Source organism: Cryobacterium breve (assembly GCF_004402375.1).
Taxonomy (GTDB): domain Bacteria; phylum Actinomycetota; class Actinomycetes; order Actinomycetales; family Microbacteriaceae; genus Cryobacterium; species Cryobacterium breve.
In genome coordinates this window covers 60,925-78,282 of the sequence record NZ_SOGJ01000026.1, presented here as the reverse complement: position 1 = coordinate 78,282, position 17,358 = coordinate 60,925, and the positions used below count along the sequence as shown (strand labels likewise).

The following is a 17,358-nucleotide window of genomic DNA, read 5'->3' as shown; positions in this document are numbered from 1 at the left end:
GGCAGCCGGCGCCGCCGCCGGGGCGCGAGCCGGTGCGGCAGCAGCCGCAGCCGCAGCCGCGGCACCGGGACACCCGACCGGTACGGCGCCCGAGGCGGGAACCGGCCCTGCAGCACAATCGGAGGCGACCGACGGCGCGGGCGAGGCACCGGGCGCACCGGCCGAAACCGCCGAGAGCGAGTCGGAATCCACCGCCGCCGGGGCATCCGACCCGCGGCTTGAGTCCAACCGCGCGCTGCACGAGGCCGATCTGGTGCTGAACGAGTTCCGGCAGCAGCTGCGGGCCGACCTGCGCCAAGCGGCCACGCGCTCCGGCGTTTCCGCCGGCATCGTGCCGGAACTGCGCGCCCGTCTCGTTGAGGTTCGCGCGGGCATCCTGGACACCATCGGGCGCTAGCGGAACACGACAGAGCCCCCGAACGCGGAACACCCTCGCCAGTCGGCGAGGGTGTTCCGCGTTTCACGATGAATCCAGGTCAGGCCGTGCGGGCCGCTATCTCCTCGGCGGTGGGATGGCGCAGCTGGGTGCGCTCTCCCGTGCGGTCGATCTCATGCAGAGACATCAAGGCGCCACAGATCGGGCAGACCGCGCGAGCGCGCGTCTCCTCGACTTCGGCGGGGGTCACGGTGTCGTAGGGCCCGAGAGGCGGCGGGCCGATCCAGGGCAGCAGACGGCGGTTGAGGCGAGCGATGACGCCGACCAGACCACGCTCGTCACTCGGGTCTCTTCTCGTGCGTGTCATAATAATTAGTGTACAAACTAATACCGACAACCGGAGAGACCCCGTGACGGATATCCCCGACCTCCTGGGCCTGGAGGATCAGGTCTGCTTCGCCCTCGCCATCGCGTCGCGCAGCGTGATTTCGCTCTACCGCCCGATCCTCGAGCCATACGGACTCACCCACCCGCAGTATCTGGTGATGCTGGCCCTCTGGGGGCGCGAGCCGCGCCGGGTCAAGGACCTGGCCGAGGAACTCCGGCTCGAACCGGCCACCCTGTCTCCTCTGCTCAAGCGGCTGGAGGCCTCCGGGCTCGTGGCCCGGCACCGCAATGAGCAGGACGAACGCGCGCTCGACGTCTCCCTCACCGACACCGGACGGCGCCTCCGCGACGAGGCCCGAACGATCCCGCCCCGCATCATCGACAAGTTGGGCATGAGCCTCGACGAGCTCGAACGTCTGCGTCACTCCCTGTGGCGGGTCATCGAGGCCTCTCACACCGCCTGACGACACGCCCGCGACACGCCCACAGGGTGGCCGACTTCCATGGATTTGACAGTTGAATCCAAGGGAGTAGTGTCGACCCTCGTGACACCAGAGGGAAGCCCCCAGGCACCAGAATCGCGTTCACCGAAACGGTGGATCATCGGCGACCCGCTATCGACCGAAAAGCTCGACGGCCAGTTGCTGCCCAAACACCTCGCCCTCCCCATCTTCGCCAGCGACCCGCTGTCGAGCGTCGCCTACGCACCGCAGGAACTCCTGATGATCCTGACGCTCGGCGGGCTCGCCTTTCTCAGCTTCGCGCCCTGGGTCGCGGCGTGCGTGGTGCTGCTGCTCGTCGTGGTCGTTGCCTCCTACCGCCAGTTGATCAAGGCCTACCCGTCCGGCGGCGGCGACTACGAAGTCGCCCACAAGAACCTCGGCGAAAAGGCCGGGCTAGTCGTCGCGTCCGCCCTTCTCGTCGACTACGTGATGACGGTCGTCGTGTCGGTGGCCAGCGGTGTGGACAACATCATCTCCGCGCTTCCGGCGCTCGCCCCGTTCCGGGTGGAGTTCGCCGTGTTCTTCGTCATCCTGCTGGCGGCGGTCAACCTCCGCGGTGTGCACGAGTCCAGCAAAGCCTTCGCCATCCCCACCTACCTCTTCATCGCCAGCGTGCTGTTGATGGTCGTCGTCGGCCTCGGCCGGGTGGCCCTCGGCGACACCCCGCTGGCCGAATCGGCAAACTATGAGGTCGAGGCGCAGAACCTGGCCCAATCGGCGTTCATCCTGCTGCTGCTGCGCTCCTTCGCCAGCGGATGCAGCGCGCTCACCGGGGTCGAGGCGATCGCCAACGGAGTTCCCGCGTTCAAGCATCCGAAGGTCAAGAACGCCCAGCGAACCCTGGTGCTCATGGGCGGCATCGCCATCACGCTCTTCATCGGGCTGACGGCCCTCGCCCTGTTCTCCAAGGTGCACTACGCGGAGAATCCCTGTGACCTGATCGGCTGGGAGGAGTGCGCGACCTCACCGCAGCGCAGCCTGATCGCCCAGATCGCGGCCGCCACCTTCGGTAACAACTCGATCATGTTCTTCGTGCTGCAGGCGGCGACGGCGGCCGTGCTGCTGCTCGCGGCCAACACGGCGTTCAACGGGTTCCCACTGCTGGGTTCGGTCCTGGCCAAGGACTCCTACGCGCCGAAGTCGCTCAGCACCCGCGGCGATCGCCTGATCTACTCCAACGGCGTGCTGCTGCTGGCCTTCTTCGCCTGCGTCATCCTGGTGATCTACCAGGCCAACCTGACCGTGCTGATCCAGCTCTACATCATCGGCGTTTTCGTCTCCTTCACACTTGGTCAGACCGGAATGGTGCGGCACTGGCTGACCCTGCTGAAGACCAACCCGCCGAACCGGGCATCCATCATCGCCAGCCTCTCGATCAACGGCTTCGGCGCACTGCTCACGGGCGTGGTGCTGATCGTGGTCACCATCACCAAGTTCACCCACGGCGCCTGGCTCGTCTTCGTGCTCATGCCCGTGCTCTTCACCCTCATGCTCGGCGTGAACCGGTACTACCGCGACGTGGCCAAGGAAATCGAAGTGGACGCGCACACCACCTTCGGTTCGCAGGGGGACCACGCCATCGTGCTGGTCGGCAAGATGCAGAAGCCCGTGCTCAAGGCGCTGGACTACGCGATCGCCGCCCGCCACGAGAGCATTGAAGCCGTACACATCTCGGTCGACTACGAAGAGACCAAGGAGCTCAAACGCGCCTGGGTACAACAGAACATCCAGGTGCCGCTGCGCATCGTGCAGTCGCCCTACCGGGACATCAGCTGGCCGCTGATCTGCTACATCAAGGATCGGCGTGAAGACCACGGCGCCGAGGTCGTCACTGTGTACACCCCGATCTACATCGTGGGCCACTGGTGGGAGGGGCTCCTGCACAATCACAAGGCCCGTCGGCTGCGCCAGAAGCTGATGATGGTGCACGGCGTCACCATCGCCCTCGTGCCGTGGTTGCTGGACTCCTCCGAACTCATCTACGGCCGGCGCTCCCGGCCCGTGCCCGGCCAGGACCGTCGCGGCGAGCCCGTGCGCCCCCGCCCGATCCCTCGCCGTCCGCTCGCCCCGGCGACCAAAGAGGTGCCGATCAGACCTCCGGGTGTCGTCGGAACGGTCCCGGCGACATCCCGGCCGTCCGCCGCCCGCCGTCGCAAGAGGAAATGACGGATGCGCCTGGCGCTTTCCGTCTTCCTCGGCGGTCTGATGGGCACGGGCCTCCGCCTCGGCATTGACCAGAGTCTCCCGCACGCCGACACTGCCTTCCCGACGAGCACGCTGATCGCCAACACGATCGGCGCGCTCGTGCTCGGCTGGCTCGTGGCCGACCTGTGGACCCGGCCAGGCCTGCCCGCCTGGGTCAAGGCTGCCCTCGGAACGGGACTGCTCGGCTCGTTCACGACCTTCTCCGCGGTGATGGTCTCATTGGTCGCGCTCGTCGCGGCCGGCTTCTCAGCGCTGGGCTGGATCTACCTGGCTGCCACACTCCTGCTCGGATTCGGCGCAGCGGCCCTCGGCCTCCGGCTGGGCGCGCGACTCCGGCACCGCCGGCCGCCGGACCTGCCGGATGCCGGAGGCTCCCTGTGAGTGCCTGGCTGGTCATGAGCGTGCTCGTGGCCGGCGGTGCGGCAGCGGTCGTTCGCTTCCTCGTCTCCCGCGCCCTGGACGTTGGTCGCGGGCGGGTGCCGTACGGTGTGCTGATCGTGAACGTGGCCGGGTCACTGATCGGCGGCGTGGTTCTCGGGCTGGCGGAGCGCGCCGCTGTGTCCGACGACCTGCGCCTGATCCTGCTGACGGGCGTCTGCGGCGGGCTGACCACCTTCAGCACTTGGAGCGTCGAGACCATCGAACTGGCGCTGACCGGGCGGTGGCGAGCGAGCATTCTCAATCTGGCCGGCACTCTTTTGCTCGGGTTCCTGGCCTGCGCTACCGGGTACCTTCTCTCCCGCTGAGGTACAGTGAAGGAACGCTGCCTGTGAACGTGCATGGCTACCGCTGCTCGTGATCTGCGTCTGCGGTCCGTTCGGCCCGCCATGCTAAACTGACGGCTAGTTTTCACCATATTCGGCAACTCCCGGGAGACGTTTCTCTCACCCGGCCTGGCATCGTTAGGGGGTCTCGCATGGGGCGCGGCCGTCAAAAAGCAAAACACACCAAAGTTGCCCGTGAGCTGAAGTATTTCAGCCCGGACACCAACTACAACGCGCTCGAACGCGAGCTCACCGGGCATCCGGCCACCGACCCGCGCCTCGACGAAGACCTTGCAAAGTGGCCGGAGTACGAGGCAGGCAAGCCGGGCAAGGATGCCGCCGACACCGACGATGAAGACGACGACCAGTACGTCGACCANTGCCGCCGACACCGACGATGAAGACGACGACCAGTACGTCGACCACTACGCCACCGAAGACGAGCAGAAGCGCGCCTGACCCCCGGCTCGGCCTACGCTGGCCGGCGCTGGCCGGCGCTGGCCGGCGCTGGCCGGCGCTGGCCGGCGGTCGCCGGCGGTCGCCGGCGGTCGCCGGCATCTACGCGTGCGCGAAAAAGGCCGCCATCGCTTCACCGATGGCGGCCTTTTTCGCGCACGCGTCCCCTACACGGCGGGTGGATCATTACGCCGCGTAGCCGCCGACCAGGCGCACTGCGCCGCCGTTCACGCCTTTGGCACCCTGTTCGAAGCCCGTGAGATCGTGCGGGGCGGTCGAGACCCGGCCGGCCACCCACGCGGGAACGCCGTCGGCGGCGAGGCGCGCGATGACGGATGATGCCGACTCGGCCGCGACGACGGCGAACATGCCGACACCCAGGTTCCAGGTGCCCTCCGAGCTCTCGAGCGAGGAGCCGGCCAGTTCGCTGAGCACGCGGAAGACCGGGGCCGGCGACCAGGTGGACCGGTCGACCTCAACCCAGGCGCCGAGCGGAAGCACGCGGGCAAGGTTTGCCGCGATGCCGCCGCCCGTGACGTGGCTGAGCGAGTGCACGACGTTGGCGAGCTCCGGGTCGGCGAGCACGCTGAGCAGCGGCCCGGTGTACAGCCGGGTCGGCTCGAGCAGAACCTCGCCGACCACGCCGCCGAGTTCGGCGGAGGTGTCGGAGTAGCCGATACCGCGCTGCGCGAGGATGTGTCGCACGAGCGAGTAGCCGTTGGAGTGCAGACCGGAGGAGGCCAGCGCCACGACGACGTCGCCGTGGCGCACCTTTTCCGCGCCGAGTACCTGATCGGCTTCCACCACGCCCGTGGCGGCGCCGGCCACGTCATAGTCGTCCACGCCAAGGAGGCCGGGGTGCTCGGCGGTCTCTCCACCGACCAGGGCGGTGCCCGTCGCCGCGCAGGCACGGGCGATGCCCGCGACGATGTCCGCGATGCGTTCGGGGACGACCTTGCCGCAGGCGATGTAGTCGGTCATGAAGAGCGGGCGGGCCCCGACCACGATGATGTCGTCGACAACCATGCCCACGAGGTCCTGACCGATCGTGTCGTGCTTGTCGATGGCCTGAGCGATCGCGACCTTGGTGCCCACGCCATCCGTTGACGTGGCCAGCAGCGGGCGTTTGAAGCTGGTGAGGAAGGATACGTCGTAGAGCCCGGCGAAACCGCCGAACCCGCCGAGGACCTCGGGGCCGTGCGTTTTCGACACGGCCTCCTTCATCAGGGCTACGGCGAGGTCGCCGGCTGTGGTGTCGACTCCGGCTGCCGCATAGGACGCGTTGCTCATTCTTGTCTTCCTGGATCGCCGATCGGGGGTTTTCCCTGTTTGGTCACGGATTCTTCACGCGCAGGCTCGGGGCGCAGGGATGTCGCGGGGTCAAGCAGCGGCTCGAACTCCGAGTCTGGGCCCGGGTCGCATCCGTTCGAGGCGGCTGCAGGGCGTTCCAGCAGGTTCTTGCCCAGGTGCGCCGAATCAGGCAGCGGGATCGGGTAGACCCCGGTGAAGCAGGCCGTGCACAGGCGTTCGGGCGGCTGCTCGGTGGCGGCGATCATGCCCTCCGGCGAGAGGTAGCCGAGCGAGTCGGCACCGATGGCCTGGCACACCTCGTCGACGCCGAGGCCGGTCGCGATGAGTTCCGCGCGGGAAGCGAAATCGATGCCGTAAAAGCAGGGCCAGGTGATCGGTGGGCTCGAGATGCGCACGTGCACCTCGGCAGCGCCGGCCTCCCGCAGCATGCTGACCAGGGCGCGCTGGGTGTTGCCGCGCACGATCGAGTCGTCGACCACGATCAGCCGCTTGCCCTTGATCACGGCCTTGAGTGGGTTGAGCTTGAGCTTGATACCGCGCTGGCGGATGGTCTCCGACGGCTGGATGAAGGTGCGCCCCACATAGGAGTTCTTCACCAGACCCTGGCCGAACGGGATTCCGGATGCCTGTGCGTAGCCGATGGCCGCCGGCGTGCCGGATTCAGGGGTCGGGATGACGAGGTCGGCCTCGACGGGGTACTCCTGAGCAAGGCGGCGGCCCATCTCGACCCGAGCCTCGTGCACGCCGCGGCCGGCGATTGTAGTGTCGGGCCGGGCCAGGTAGACGTATTCGAACACGCAACCGGCGGGCTTCGGCTCAGCGAAACGCTGCGTGCGCAGGCCGTCCTCGTCGATGGTGATGAGTTCGCCCGGCTCGACCTCGCGCACGAAGCTGGCACCCACGATGTCGAGGGCGGCTGTCTCGGAGGCGACGACCCAGCCGCGCTCGAGGCGGCCGAGCACCAGCGGGCGCACCCCCTGCGGGTCGCGGGCGGCGTAGAGGGTGGTCTCGTCCATGAAGACGAGGCAGAAGGCGCCCCGCAAGCGCGGCAACACCTCCAGCGCGGTGACCTCGAGGGTGTGGTCGAGGTCACCGGTGAACAGCGCCGTGATCACGGCGGTGTCGGTGGTGTTTCCGCGGGCGAGCTCACCCTCGACCTTCGGGTAGCGCTCGTGCACGAGCTGCAGGAGCTCGGCCGTGTTGGTGAGGTTGCCGTTGTGGCCGAGGGCGACCGTGCCGCCCGAGGTGCGCCCCAGGGTGGGCTGGGCGTTCTGCCAGCTCGAGGAGCCGGTCGTCGAGTAGCGCGTGTGACCAACGGCGATGTGCCCGATCAGGGTGCTCAGCGCGGCCTCGTTGAAGACCTGGGAAACCAGGCCCATGTCCTTGTAGATCAGGATCTTCGAGCCGTCACTCGTGGCAATTCCGGCCGATTCCTGGCCGCGGTGCTGCAGGGCGTAGAGGCCGAAGTAGCTGAGCTTGGCCACCTCTTCGCCCGGAGCCCAGACACCGAACACGCCGCAGGCATCCTGCGGCCCCTTCTCCCCGGGAAGTAGATCGTGACCTAAAAGTCCGTCGCCGCCAGCCAAATCGGTGCCTCTTCTACTATCAGTTCTCGGGGAATGTGTGCTGAAAGTTGTGGGGTGAACGGGAGCGTCTTCGCTTCGGGCCGTGATCTGTGATGACGCCCTGTGTCGATCGGAGTCGTGCTGAGTCAGTTCTTTTCGGGATCAGAGGGATTGGACGTGGCATCCGGAGCCTCCGAATCGCCCGACCCGAGCGGTGTCATTCTATCGACGATGACCGTCTTTCCACGGCGGGAGATCACGCGGTCGATGAAGATGGCCACGACGGCGCCCAACGTGACGCCCAGCGCGACGAAGGCGAGCAGCAGGAAGCCGAAGACCTGGGTGGCCCCGAACTCGGCATTTTCCGGAAAAACGATCGTGAGAACCAGGGCGGTGATCGCACCGATCACGGCGCCGAGGAGCATGAAGTTGAAGAAGCGGGGTGAGCGCCGCACGGTGACGGTGGCCTTGTCCACGACCGACTCGCCGGCACTCTCGCCGGAGCCTTCACCGGGGCCGGACTGGGCGGACGGCTGCTCGGGCTGCTGGTCTGAGGTCACGTCCCTATTCTCGCACGGTGGATCGGGCCCGCGGCTGTGTTTCGGCCTTGCCGAGCGGATGCCAGACTGTCCCGATGAACAGGATTGCGGTGCTCGGGAGCGCGAACATGGACCTTGTCGTGCGTCAGCCGCGGGTGCCGCGTCCTGGTGAGACGATCTTCGGCTCAGGGTTCACTATCGGCCCGGGTGGCACAGGCCTGAACCAGGCAGTGGCGGCGGCCCGGCTGGGTGCCGCGGTGGACTTCCTCGGAATGGTCGGCGCCGACCAGCACGGGGAACAGCTGCGCGGGGTGCTGGCGACGGAGGGCATCCGTGACGCCGGTCTCGAGTGGTCGATGACACCAACCGGAACCGCACATATCTCGGTCGTCGACTCGGGCGAGAACTCGATCGTCGTGGTGCCAGGGGCCAACGCGGATCTGGCCGAGCTCACGGAGGTGCAGCGTTCGGCGATCACCGCGGCGGCGTTCCTGGTGCTGCAGTGTGAAATGCCCGTATCGGTGCTGACAGAGGGACTGGTCGCCGCCCGGGCTGCGGGAGTCTTCACCGTGCTCACCCCGGCGCCCGCGATGGCGCTGCCCGACGGGTTACTCGACCTCGTGGACCTGATCGTGCCCAACCGGCTCGAGGCCGCCGAGCTCAGCGGCGAGACCGATCCGGTGCGGGCAGCCGAGGTGCTGAGCCGCGGCGGTCGGTGGGCGATCGTCACTCTGGGCGCGGAGGGAGCCGTCGTCGCGTTCGACGGTGCCGCCCTCGGCCTCGCGCCGGCCCGCCCGGTGCGCGCGGTCGACACGACCGCGGCCGGCGACACCTTCGTGGGGGCACTGGTGGCGCGGCTGGTTTGCGGGGCCCGGAACGAGCGGGCGGCTGCTGGCGCTGGCGCTGGCGCTGCTGAGGCTGCTGGCGCCTTCGCCGGCGCTGAGGCTGCTGGCGCCTCTGCGGGTGCTAGCGCCGGCGGTGGCACCTCGGAGACCGGCGGTGGCACCTCGGAGACCGGCGGCGAGTCTGCGGGCGCGGCCCCTCTCCGTGCCGTGGGCGTTACCGAAACGGAGATGATCGACGCGGTGCGCTGGGCGACGGTCGCGGCATCCGTCTCGGTCACCCGCCAGGGCGCCACCACATCAATGCCCACCCGCGCCGAGGTCACCGCGATCCTCACCTGACTGCCGGACCCCGCCCCGTAGCGCCCGTACCGTTCGTCCGCCCGTGCCGCCCGTACCGTCCGTCCGTCCCGTCCGTCTCCGCACGCCGCCGGCTCCCGCCGAGGCCTGCGGCGCTCAGAGCAACGGCAGGTGCCCGACGAGGTCGGCGCGCTGGCCGGAGGCGGCGATGCGCCCGGATGCGATGCCGTCGGCCCACGAGAGTGTTCCGGTGGCGAGGGCGAGCCAGGTGGGGGCATCCGTCTCGACGACGTTCGGCGGCGTGCCACGGGTGTGGCGCGGGCCAGCGATGCACTGCACCGCGCCGAACGGCGGCACACGCACCTCGAGTGTGTTGCCGGTGGCCTTCTCGGCGAGCAACTGCAGTGTGTACCGCACCGCGAGGGCACGGATGTCCCGGCTCGCCTCGCCCTGCCGCGACGCGTACTCGCGCACCGCCGCGCGTCCAACGCCATCGTCAATCCTCGCTCGTGCCATGTGTCCAGTCTGCCGCCTGGCCGTCTCCCGCGGGTGCCGCCAGCCTCCTGTGCCACCCGCTCTCGGTCAGCTGTCGGCCTCGCGCGGGTGCTGCGCCCCTACGCGGCCGGCACGCCACGCGCGCAACGGCGCAGCACCCGCGCGCCGCAGTTTCCGCGCGCCGCAGTTTCCGCGCACCACAGTGTCCGTTGCGGGGGTCATTCTCGACCGGAACCGGCTCTCACACCTCTGCGCCCGATCGCCTCGACGCTCGCCCACGCAGGGCGGGCGGCATCCGCTAACCTGACGGGGTGAGAATTCTGGTCCTCGGTTCCGGTGCCCGCGAGCACGCCATCATCACCGCGTTGCTCCGCGAGGAGCCGCGCCACGACATCGTAGCGGCGCCCGGCAATGCCGGCATCGCCCAGGACGTGCCGGTGGTGCCGCTCGACCCGGCCGACCCCGAGCAGGTCACGAACTACGCGAACCTCAACGGAATCGAGCTCGTGGTGGTGGGGCCGGAGGCGCCGCTCGTCGCCGGGGTCGCCGATTCCCTGCGCACGCGGGGCATCCCGGTCTTCGGTCCCGGCCAGGCCGCGGCCGCCCTCGAAGGCAGCAAAACCTTCGCCAAACGCATCATGGATGCCGCGGGCGTGCCCACCGGGCGCGCCGAACGTGCCGGGTCGCTCGCCGAGGCCACGACAGCGCTCGACGAGTTCGGGGCCCCGTACGTGGTCAAGGCCGACGGCCTCGCAGCCGGCAAGGGCGTGCTCGTCACCTCCGACCGCGATGCCGCACTCGTCCACGCCACCTTCTGGCTACAGCACGGCAGTGTACTGATCGAAGAGTTCCTCGACGGCGCGGAGGTCTCCCTCTTCCTCCTCAGCGACGGCCACAGCGTGCTGCCGCTCTCCCCCGCCCAGGACTACAAGCGCCTCGGTGACGACGACCTCGGCCCGAACACCGGCGGCATGGGTGCCTACTCGCCGCTACCCTGGCTCGACGCCGAATTCGGCAGTGAGCAAGCTTTCGTCGACGAGGTCATCGAGACGATCGCGCTGCCCACCGTGCGCCAGCTCGCCGCCGAGGACACCCCCTTCATCGGGCTGCTCTACTGCGGGCTCATTCTCACGGCCGACGGCATCCGGGTGATCGAATTCAACGCCCGGTTCGGCGACCCGGAAACCCAGGTTGTGCTGCCACGTTTGGTCACGCCACTGTCAGGCCTGCTGCTGGCGGCGTCCACCGGAGGCCTCGGCGGGCTGCCCCGCCCTGTCTTCACGCCAGACGTCTGTGTCACAGTCGTGCTTGCGAGCGAGAACTACCCCGATTCCCCTGTCACCGGACGCGCCGTCACCGGCTTGGATTCGGCATCCGCGGTGCCCGGCGTCACGGTCGCACACGCCGCGACGTCGGTCGTCGACGACGTGCTCGTCTCCACCGGCGGACGCGTTCTCAGCGTCGTGGCGGTCGGCGACGACTTCACGGATGCCCGCGCTCGAGCCTACGAAGCCCTCACCCTGATCACGCTCGAGGGTGCCCAGTACCGCACCGACATCGCCGCCCGCGTCGTCGGCTGAACCCACTGAACCGACTGAACCGACTAAACCGACTAAACCGGCTGAACAGCGCGGCTGGCGGCCGGGCCGGGCCGGGCCGCGTGGTCCTGCCCACGCCACGCCAGCGCGTGACTCCCGCAACGTCTCGAACGGTTTCGGCGGAGGCGTTGCGTTCACCCGGCGCTTCCGACAGTCCAGCTGAGCAACTGATTGAATCGACCGCCGGGGCCCGAGTTGCAGGAGTCGTACAGCTCCACCTTGCCCACCGACACCGTGGCCAACTCAGGAGATCCCCGCGCCGAGCGCCGACGTCGCCCGAAAACATTGGGCCGGATGGTGCCGGTACCGCAATTCTCCTGAGTTAGCCCCCTCTCACCTGCCGCTTCGGCGCCGAAGGACGACCCGACCCTGCGGCGGGCGTCACAGGCCGCACGACGGCCCCGCGTTGGCGCCGGCACCGGCCGGTGCGCAAGAATGTAGCCGTGACTGCACTCGACCTGCCCGCCGCATCCGCACCGCTCGACTTGCCGGGTTGGCGCCACGCCTACTCGGGCAAGGTGCGCGACCTGTACGTCCCGACCTCGCCCACCTCGCCCACCTCGCCGCCGTCGGGCCCCGACGCACCCCCGGGCACGGATGCCGCGGCCGACCTCGCAACCGCCCCGCGCGTGCTCGTGGTTGCCAGTGACCGCGTCAGCGCGTTCGACCACGTGCTGGAGCCCGGCATCCCGGGCAAAGGCGAACTGCTCACGACGCTCAGCCTCTGGTGGTTCGACCAGCTCGCGGGCGTCCCGAACCACCTCGTTCCCGATCACACCGTCAACGGCACGGTGACCAGCCTGATCCCGGCCGCCGTCGCCGGGCGGGCCATGCTCTGCAAGACGCTTGACATGTTCCCGATCGAGTGTGTTGTGCGCGGGTACCTGACCGGTTCCGGATGGAAGGAATACCAGGCCACCCAGACGGTCTGCGGCATCCCGCTGCCCGCCGGCCTGCAGAACGGCGACCGCCTGCCCGAGCCCATCTACACCCCCGCGTGGAAGGCCCCGATGGGCGAACACGACGAGAATATTTCGTTCGATCGCACGGTCGAGCTGGTCGGGGCATCCGTCGCCGGCGAGCTGCGCCGCCTGTCGCTGAAGATCTTCGACCGCGCCTCGCTGATCGCCCAGAAGGCCGGGGTCATCCTGGCCGACACCAAGTTCGAGTTCGGCGCCGACAGGCTGACGGGCGTCATCACGCTCGCCGACGAGGTGCTCACGAGCGACTCGAGCCGCTACTGGGACGCTGCAATCTGGCAGTCCGGCACCACCCCGGAGCAGCGGATGGCGAGCTTCGACAAGCAGATCGTGCGCGACTGGCTCGCGGGCCAGTGGGACAGGACGGGCACGCCGCCGGCGCTCCCTGCCGAGGTAATAGGGCAGACCGCGGCCCGCTACCGGGAGCTGCTGGAACTGCTGACCCGCGCGGCCTCCGGGGCCGGCTCGGCGTAGGTGCACGGACTACCGGGACGCGCCGTCGCCGGGCGTCACAGCCTGCCGGCTATGGGCCGCGAAATGATACGCTCCGGCCATGCGAATCAAGATGTGCAGTGTCCACGTGACCGATCCCGCCGCCGCGTTCGACTTCTACACGTCCGTGCTCGGATTCGAGAAGCTGCTGTCCATGCCGGAGCACCAGCTCTACATCGTGAAGTCTCCGGAGGACCCTGACGGGGTCAGCCTGCTCCTGGAACCGAGCGACAATAAGGTTTCTCAGAAGTACGCTCAGGGCATCCGCAACCTGGGTCTGCCGGCCATCGTGTTCGGCAGCCCGGACGTCCAGGCAGACTACGAGCGACTCCGCACCCTGGGCGTGCAGTTCATCGGCGCCCCCAGCACGGATGCGTATGGCACTTCCGTCATCTTCGACGACACCTGCGGCAACCTGATCCAGCTCCACGAGGACGAGAAGTAGCGACGGCCCACCCCGCGCCTGGCTCGACCTGGAATACCGGGCGGGGACCATTTGTTCAGGCAACTGTGAATCGATCTGCGAACGACCTGCTGCCCGCGTCCACCGGCATGGGCGCGGTGACCCTGCGCGTGGGTGACCTCGACGCCATGATCACGTATTACCGCGACGCAGTGACCCTCGAGCTGCAGAGCCACGAGGGGCCGGTTGCCGTGCTCGGGCGTGGAACCGTGCCGATCGTTGTTCTACAGCACGCCTCGGAGCTGGCCGCCGCCGAGCCACGCTCGAGCGGCCTGTTCCACACCGCGATCCTGTTCGACACGCAGGCGCAGCTCGCCGCGGCCGTCTACTCGGTGGGCACGACGCATCCGGGATCGTTCACCGGCAGCGCCGATCACCTGGTCAGCCAGGCCTTCTACTTCACCGACCCGGAGGGCAACGGCATCGAGCTCTACTGGGACCGCGACCGCACCGAGTGGAGCTGGACCCATGGCCAGGTCGAGATGGCCACCCTCTACCTCGATCCGAACACCTTTATCGGCGAGCATCTGACCCGCGACGGCCAGGCGCATCCGTCGGTCGGCAACGCCATCGTCGGGCATGTGCACCTGTCCGTCGGCGACGTGGCCACGGCCCGCGAATTCTACGTGGACCGCCTCGGCTTCGAGGCCACGGCGAACCTCGGCGGCCAGGCCCTGTTCGTCTCGGCCGGCGGCTACCACCACCACATGGCCATGAACACCTGGAACAGCGCGGGCTCCGGCAAGCGCCGCCTGGCCCTCGGGCTCGGTGAGGTCGACATCATCCTGCCAGGGCCCGATGACATCGGCACCCTGAACGAACGGATGTCCCACTTCGGCGTGCAGACCCGACACGACGGGCAGACCCTCGGCTTCGACGACCCGTGGGGCAACCAGATCGTGGTGCGCACGCAGTAGCCCGCGGCGCGCGACGGCTTTCCGCCGCAATCCGGCGGACCTCGACTCCTTCGCAGCGAGCACGCTCGGCACCGGTTACGAGCGGCAACCGGGCGCAGAGGCAGCTACGAGCCGGACCCATCGCCGCGGGAAGCGGCCCGGGTGGCGCGGCGGCTCAGGCCGTGCACCGCCGCCTGGAACTCCTTGGCCCCCAGTGGACGTCCCGGCAGCTTGGGCCGGTCCCGATCGACGGTGCGCAGCCCGTCGATCACGATCGACAGCTGGCGCCGCCACTGGCCGGTGTATCCGCCGCCGAGGGCGCCCAGCGAACCCACCATCGTGACCAGGACCGCCAGGTCGACCGTGTCGACGTCGGTCCGGAGATCGCCGTCACGTTTGGCCTGCGTCACGAGGCCCGACAGCATCGTCTTGAACGAGGCCACCTTGCCGCGAGCCGGATCGATCGTCTCCATTCGCTTGAGAATCGGCGGAAGCGACGGGTCGGCGACCAGCCATTCGGCGACGCGCTCGGCGTAGACGACGATCCCGTCCCACGCGGTGGGGGCCGCGGCGATCTCGTCGCGCACGGTGGACAGCTCGGCGAGAGCGATGTCGTGCAGGGCCCGAACGAGGTCGTCCCGGGTGGCGAAGTTGCGGTACAGCGTGGCGACGCCCACGTCGGCGCGGCGGGCGATCTCCTCGAGCGAAGCATCCACACCGTGCACTGCGATCAGTGCCCGAGCCTCGACGAGAAGACGCTCACGGTTTTGCCGGGCGTCACGTCGTCGAGGCTGCGTCCCGTCCTGCGGGGTCGATTCGGACGATGTCATGCTGTCGAGTCTAGGACCCGAACCGTGGCGTCGCGGAGGCTGACCTCCACGACCCCCAGGCAGGTGACGGCCGGTTGCGCCGGTCCGGGACTGTCCCGCAGAATGCAGACAAGCGTTCCGGCGCACGGGCCGCGTGCGGCCCGCCGCTGCACAGCGGGCCGGAACAAACCCTGACAGAGCGCAGATCCTGACAGAGTTCAGACCCTGGAATAGCGCAGACTTTCAGAGAGCGCGGACCCTGACGAAACGGAGCACCATGCCGGTCGAGCACAACACCCGAGAGTTCGATCCCGAAATCGTCACCGATTTTCGGGAGCGAATGAGCTACGGCTCCTACTTGGACCTGGACACGCTGCTCGGCGCACAAAAGCCGGTCAGCGCGCCCGAGCACCACGACGAGCTCCTGTTCATCATCCAGCACCAGACCACCGAACTCTGGCTGAAGCTCGTGCTGCACGAGCTGCGCGCCGCGACCGCGTTCCTGCGCCAGGACCAGATCGCGCCGGCCCTCAAATGCATCGCCAGGGTCAAGCACATCCAGCGCACCCTGACCGAGCAGTGGTCGGTCCTGGCCACGCTCACGCCGAGCGAGTACGCCGAGTTCCGGCACTTCCTGGGAAACTCGTCCGGTTTCCAGTCCTACCAGTACCGGGCCGTCGAATTCGCGCTCGGCAACAAGAACCGTCGCATGCTGAGCGTGTTCGAAAGCGAACCGGATGCCCATGCTCTCCTCTCCGAAATGCTCGCGGCTCCCAGCATCTATGACGAGTTCCTGCGGTACCTGCACCGGCAGGGGTTCGCGATTCCGGCATCCGTGCTGGAGCGCGACGTCACCCAGGCATGGGTGCTGCATCCGGAACTCGTGGCCACCTTCCGCGGGATCTACGAGAACGCGGGCGAGCACTGGGGTGCCTACGAGGCCTGCGAGGAACTCGTCGATCTGGAGGACAACTTCCAGCTCTGGCGGTTCCGGCACCTCAAGACCGTGCAGCGCATCATCGGCATGAAGAGCGGCACCGGCGGGTCGAGCGGCGCAGCCTTCCTGCAGAAGGCGCTCGAGCTGACCTTCTTCCCTGAGCTGTTCGCCGTGCGCACCGAACTCGGAACCTGAGGCCGGATGTCCACGGGCAAGTCGCACGGGACGGCGCCGAGCCGGGCCGGGGTGGGCGATGCAGGGCCGGGCCGGACCCGGGCGGGCGGCCTGACCGTTCTGCCAGGCTTTCTCGACGCGCATGTGCACTTCGCTCTGATCGACCCGGCGCCGCTCACCGCGGGTGGGATCGCGCGCGTGCTCGACCTCGGAGGGTGGGTGCCATCGCCCCCGGAGTCGCCAAGATCGTCGGGAACGTCGGGATCGCCTCCGTCGGGGTCGGATTCGCGGTCGGGTTCGCCGTCGGGTGCGCGGTCGGGTGCGCGGTCGGGTGCGCAGTCGGGTTCGCCGAAGTCGACGGTTCCGGTCGAGTTCACCCCGCGCACCGCTCGACCTCGACCACACGTGTCGAACTCGGCGGGAACGCTGGCCGGCACGGGAGCCGGGGTGGGAGCCGGGGTGGGTGCGAGCGCGAGCGCGGGGTTGCCGGAGGCCGTGTTCGCGGGGCAGTTCCTCGCCGCGCCGGGCGGCTACCCGAGCGAGCGGTCGTGGGCTCCGAAGGGAAGTGTGCGCTCTGTGGCCCGGGCTACGGATGCCGCGGCCGCCGTCGACGACCAGCTGAAGCTCGGGGCATCCGTCATCAAGGTCACGCTGAACGCCGAAGCCGGCCCGGTGCTGCCGCGCATGGTTCTCGCGGCCATCACTCGGCACGCCCATGACCGCGGGGCTCCCGTCGTCGCGCACGCCGAGGGGGTTGGCCAGGCATTGCGCGCGTTCGAGGCCGGGGTGGACGCCCTGGCGCACACACCGTTCAGTGAGCGTCTGGGCTACGAGCTGATCACGGCCATGGCCGGGCGGATGGCGTGGATCAGTACCCTCGACATCCACGGCTGGGGCGAGCCCACCGACGACTTCGACCGCGCCGTCGACAATTTGCGCCGCTTCCACCGGGCCGGCGGCCAGGTGCTCTACGGCACAGATCTTGGCAACGGGCCACTGCCGGTCGGGCTGAATATGCGGGAGGTCGACGCGCTGCTCGGCGCCGGCCTGAGCGGCGACGACGTGCTGCGGAGCCTGACCATGGAGCGCCTCGGCGGCTTCCGCACCGTGCTGCGCGGCCCCGCCGTCACCTCCTCCGGGCACCTGGTCACCGTGCTGCGCGGCGAGCGCCCGGCCGACCCGGCGGCATTCAGCGCCTGGCTCTGCACCGCCCGAGCGATCAGTCCGGCCGACCTCGCCCGGATGCAGGCCTGAGCACACCACCGC

The 17,358-nt window shown here is 68.8% G+C and carries 18 protein-coding genes and 1 pseudogene; 13 read left to right on the top strand and 6 right to left on the bottom strand.

Annotation, left to right across the window (positions count from 1 at the left end; translation table 11 throughout):
• Nucleotides 1–397, top strand: a pseudogene (locus tag E3O65_RS16750) (hypothetical protein); the annotation flags it as partial.
• Nucleotides 398–476: 79 nt separating this feature from the next.
• On the opposite strand, the gene E3O65_RS13245 reads toward E3O65_RS16750, so the two are convergent.
• A complete protein-coding gene (locus tag E3O65_RS13245) occupies nt 477–743 on the bottom strand; it encodes a hypothetical protein (protein ID WP_134364196.1) in 267 nt (88 codons plus the stop codon).
• A gap of 43 nt (nt 744–786) precedes the next feature.
• On the opposite strand from E3O65_RS13245, the gene E3O65_RS13240 reads away from it, so the two are divergent.
• From E3O65_RS13240 to E3O65_RS13220, 5 genes are all read left to right on the top strand, one after another.
• A complete protein-coding gene (locus tag E3O65_RS13240; RefSeq protein WP_134364195.1) occupies nt 787–1,227 on the top strand; it encodes a MarR family winged helix-turn-helix transcriptional regulator in 441 nt (146 codons plus the stop codon).
• Nucleotides 1,228–1,266: 39 nt separating this feature from the next.
• Entirely contained in the window at nt 1,267–3,432 is a 2,166-nt protein-coding gene (locus tag E3O65_RS13235) for an APC family permease (RefSeq protein WP_422386425.1), read from the top strand.
• Between the two features lie 3 nt (nt 3,433–3,435).
• Nucleotides 3,436–3,852: a fluoride efflux transporter FluC gene (locus E3O65_RS13230; protein WP_134364194.1), complete on the top strand. Its 417-nt coding sequence runs from the start codon at nt 3,436–3,438 to the stop codon at nt 3,850–3,852.
• Entirely contained in the window at nt 3,849–4,217 is a 369-nt protein-coding gene (crcB, locus tag E3O65_RS13225) for a fluoride efflux transporter CrcB (protein WP_134364193.1), read from the top strand. Before E3O65_RS13230 ends, crcB begins: the two co-directional genes overlap by 4 nt.
• 170 nt (nt 4,218–4,387) lie before the next feature.
• Nucleotides 4,388–4,636 (top strand): DUF3073 domain-containing protein, encoded by a 249-nt coding sequence (locus E3O65_RS13220; RefSeq protein WP_134364192.1) that lies wholly within the window; start codon nt 4,388–4,390, stop codon nt 4,634–4,636.
• 241 nt (nt 4,637–4,877) lie between these two features.
• Here E3O65_RS13220 and purM read toward each other — a convergent pair whose 3' ends face one another.
• The 3 genes from purM to E3O65_RS13205 all read right to left on the bottom strand — a co-directional run bounded on the left by purM (nt 4,878) and on the right by E3O65_RS13205 (nt 8,127).
• A complete protein-coding gene (gene purM, locus E3O65_RS13215; RefSeq protein ID WP_134364191.1) occupies nt 4,878–5,981 on the bottom strand; it encodes a phosphoribosylformylglycinamidine cyclo-ligase in 1,104 nt (367 codons plus the stop codon).
• Complete coding sequence (gene purF / locus E3O65_RS13210; RefSeq protein WP_134364190.1) at nt 5,978–7,588, bottom strand: amidophosphoribosyltransferase; 1,611 nt, start codon at nt 7,586–7,588, stop codon at nt 5,978–5,980. Before purF ends, purM begins: the two co-directional genes overlap by 4 nt.
• A gap of 125 nt (nt 7,589–7,713) precedes the next feature.
• A complete protein-coding gene (locus E3O65_RS13205; protein WP_134364189.1) occupies nt 7,714–8,127 on the bottom strand; it encodes a hypothetical protein in 414 nt (137 codons plus the stop codon).
• A 74-nt stretch (nt 8,128–8,201) separates the two neighbouring features.
• Here E3O65_RS13205 and E3O65_RS13200 point away from each other — a divergent pair, with 74 nt between their 5' ends.
• On the top strand, nt 8,202–9,290 hold the full coding sequence (locus E3O65_RS13200) for a ribokinase (RefSeq protein ID WP_134364188.1): 1,089 nt from the start codon (nt 8,202–8,204) through the stop codon (nt 9,288–9,290).
• 114 nt (nt 9,291–9,404) lie between these two features.
• On the opposite strand, the gene E3O65_RS13195 is transcribed toward E3O65_RS13200, so the two are convergent.
• Nucleotides 9,405–9,764, bottom strand: a complete 360-nt coding sequence (locus tag E3O65_RS13195) for a sterol carrier family protein (protein WP_134364187.1) — start codon at nt 9,762–9,764, stop codon at nt 9,405–9,407.
• Nucleotides 9,765–10,054: 290 nt separating this feature from the next.
• Between E3O65_RS13195 and purD the strand changes: the two genes are divergently transcribed.
• From purD to E3O65_RS13170, 4 genes are all read left to right on the top strand, one after another.
• On the top strand, nt 10,055–11,323 hold the full coding sequence (purD, locus tag E3O65_RS13190; RefSeq protein WP_134364186.1) for a phosphoribosylamine--glycine ligase: 1,269 nt from the start codon (nt 10,055–10,057) through the stop codon (nt 11,321–11,323).
• Between the two features lie 461 nt (nt 11,324–11,784).
• Complete coding sequence (locus tag E3O65_RS13180) at nt 11,785–12,795, top strand: phosphoribosylaminoimidazolesuccinocarboxamide synthase (RefSeq protein WP_134364185.1); 1,011 nt, start codon at nt 11,785–11,787, stop codon at nt 12,793–12,795.
• A gap of 79 nt (nt 12,796–12,874) precedes the next feature.
• Complete coding sequence (locus E3O65_RS13175; protein ID WP_134364184.1) at nt 12,875–13,258, top strand: VOC family protein; 384 nt, start codon at nt 12,875–12,877, stop codon at nt 13,256–13,258.
• Nucleotides 13,259–13,365: 107 nt separating this feature from the next.
• Nucleotides 13,366–14,193 (top strand): VOC family protein, encoded by an 828-nt coding sequence (locus E3O65_RS13170; RefSeq protein WP_134364206.1) that lies wholly within the window; start codon nt 13,366–13,368, stop codon nt 14,191–14,193.
• 104 nt (nt 14,194–14,297) lie between these two features.
• Here E3O65_RS13170 and E3O65_RS13165 read toward each other — a convergent pair whose 3' ends face one another.
• The gene (locus E3O65_RS13165) at nt 14,298–15,002 is read right to left on the bottom strand and encodes a TetR/AcrR family transcriptional regulator (RefSeq protein WP_134364183.1); all 705 of its coding nucleotides are present in this window, start codon (nt 15,000–15,002) and stop codon (nt 14,298–14,300) included.
• A 256-nt stretch (nt 15,003–15,258) separates the two neighbouring features.
• Here E3O65_RS13165 and kynA point away from each other — a divergent pair, with 256 nt between their 5' ends.
• Nucleotides 15,259–16,113, top strand: a complete 855-nt coding sequence (kynA, locus tag E3O65_RS13160; protein WP_134364182.1) for a tryptophan 2,3-dioxygenase — start codon at nt 15,259–15,261, stop codon at nt 16,111–16,113.
• Between the two features lie 384 nt (nt 16,114–16,497).
• Entirely contained in the window at nt 16,498–17,346 is an 849-nt protein-coding gene (locus E3O65_RS16745; protein WP_166785748.1) for an amidohydrolase family protein, read from the top strand.
• The last annotated feature ends 12 nt before the right edge of the window (nt 17,347–17,358 follow it).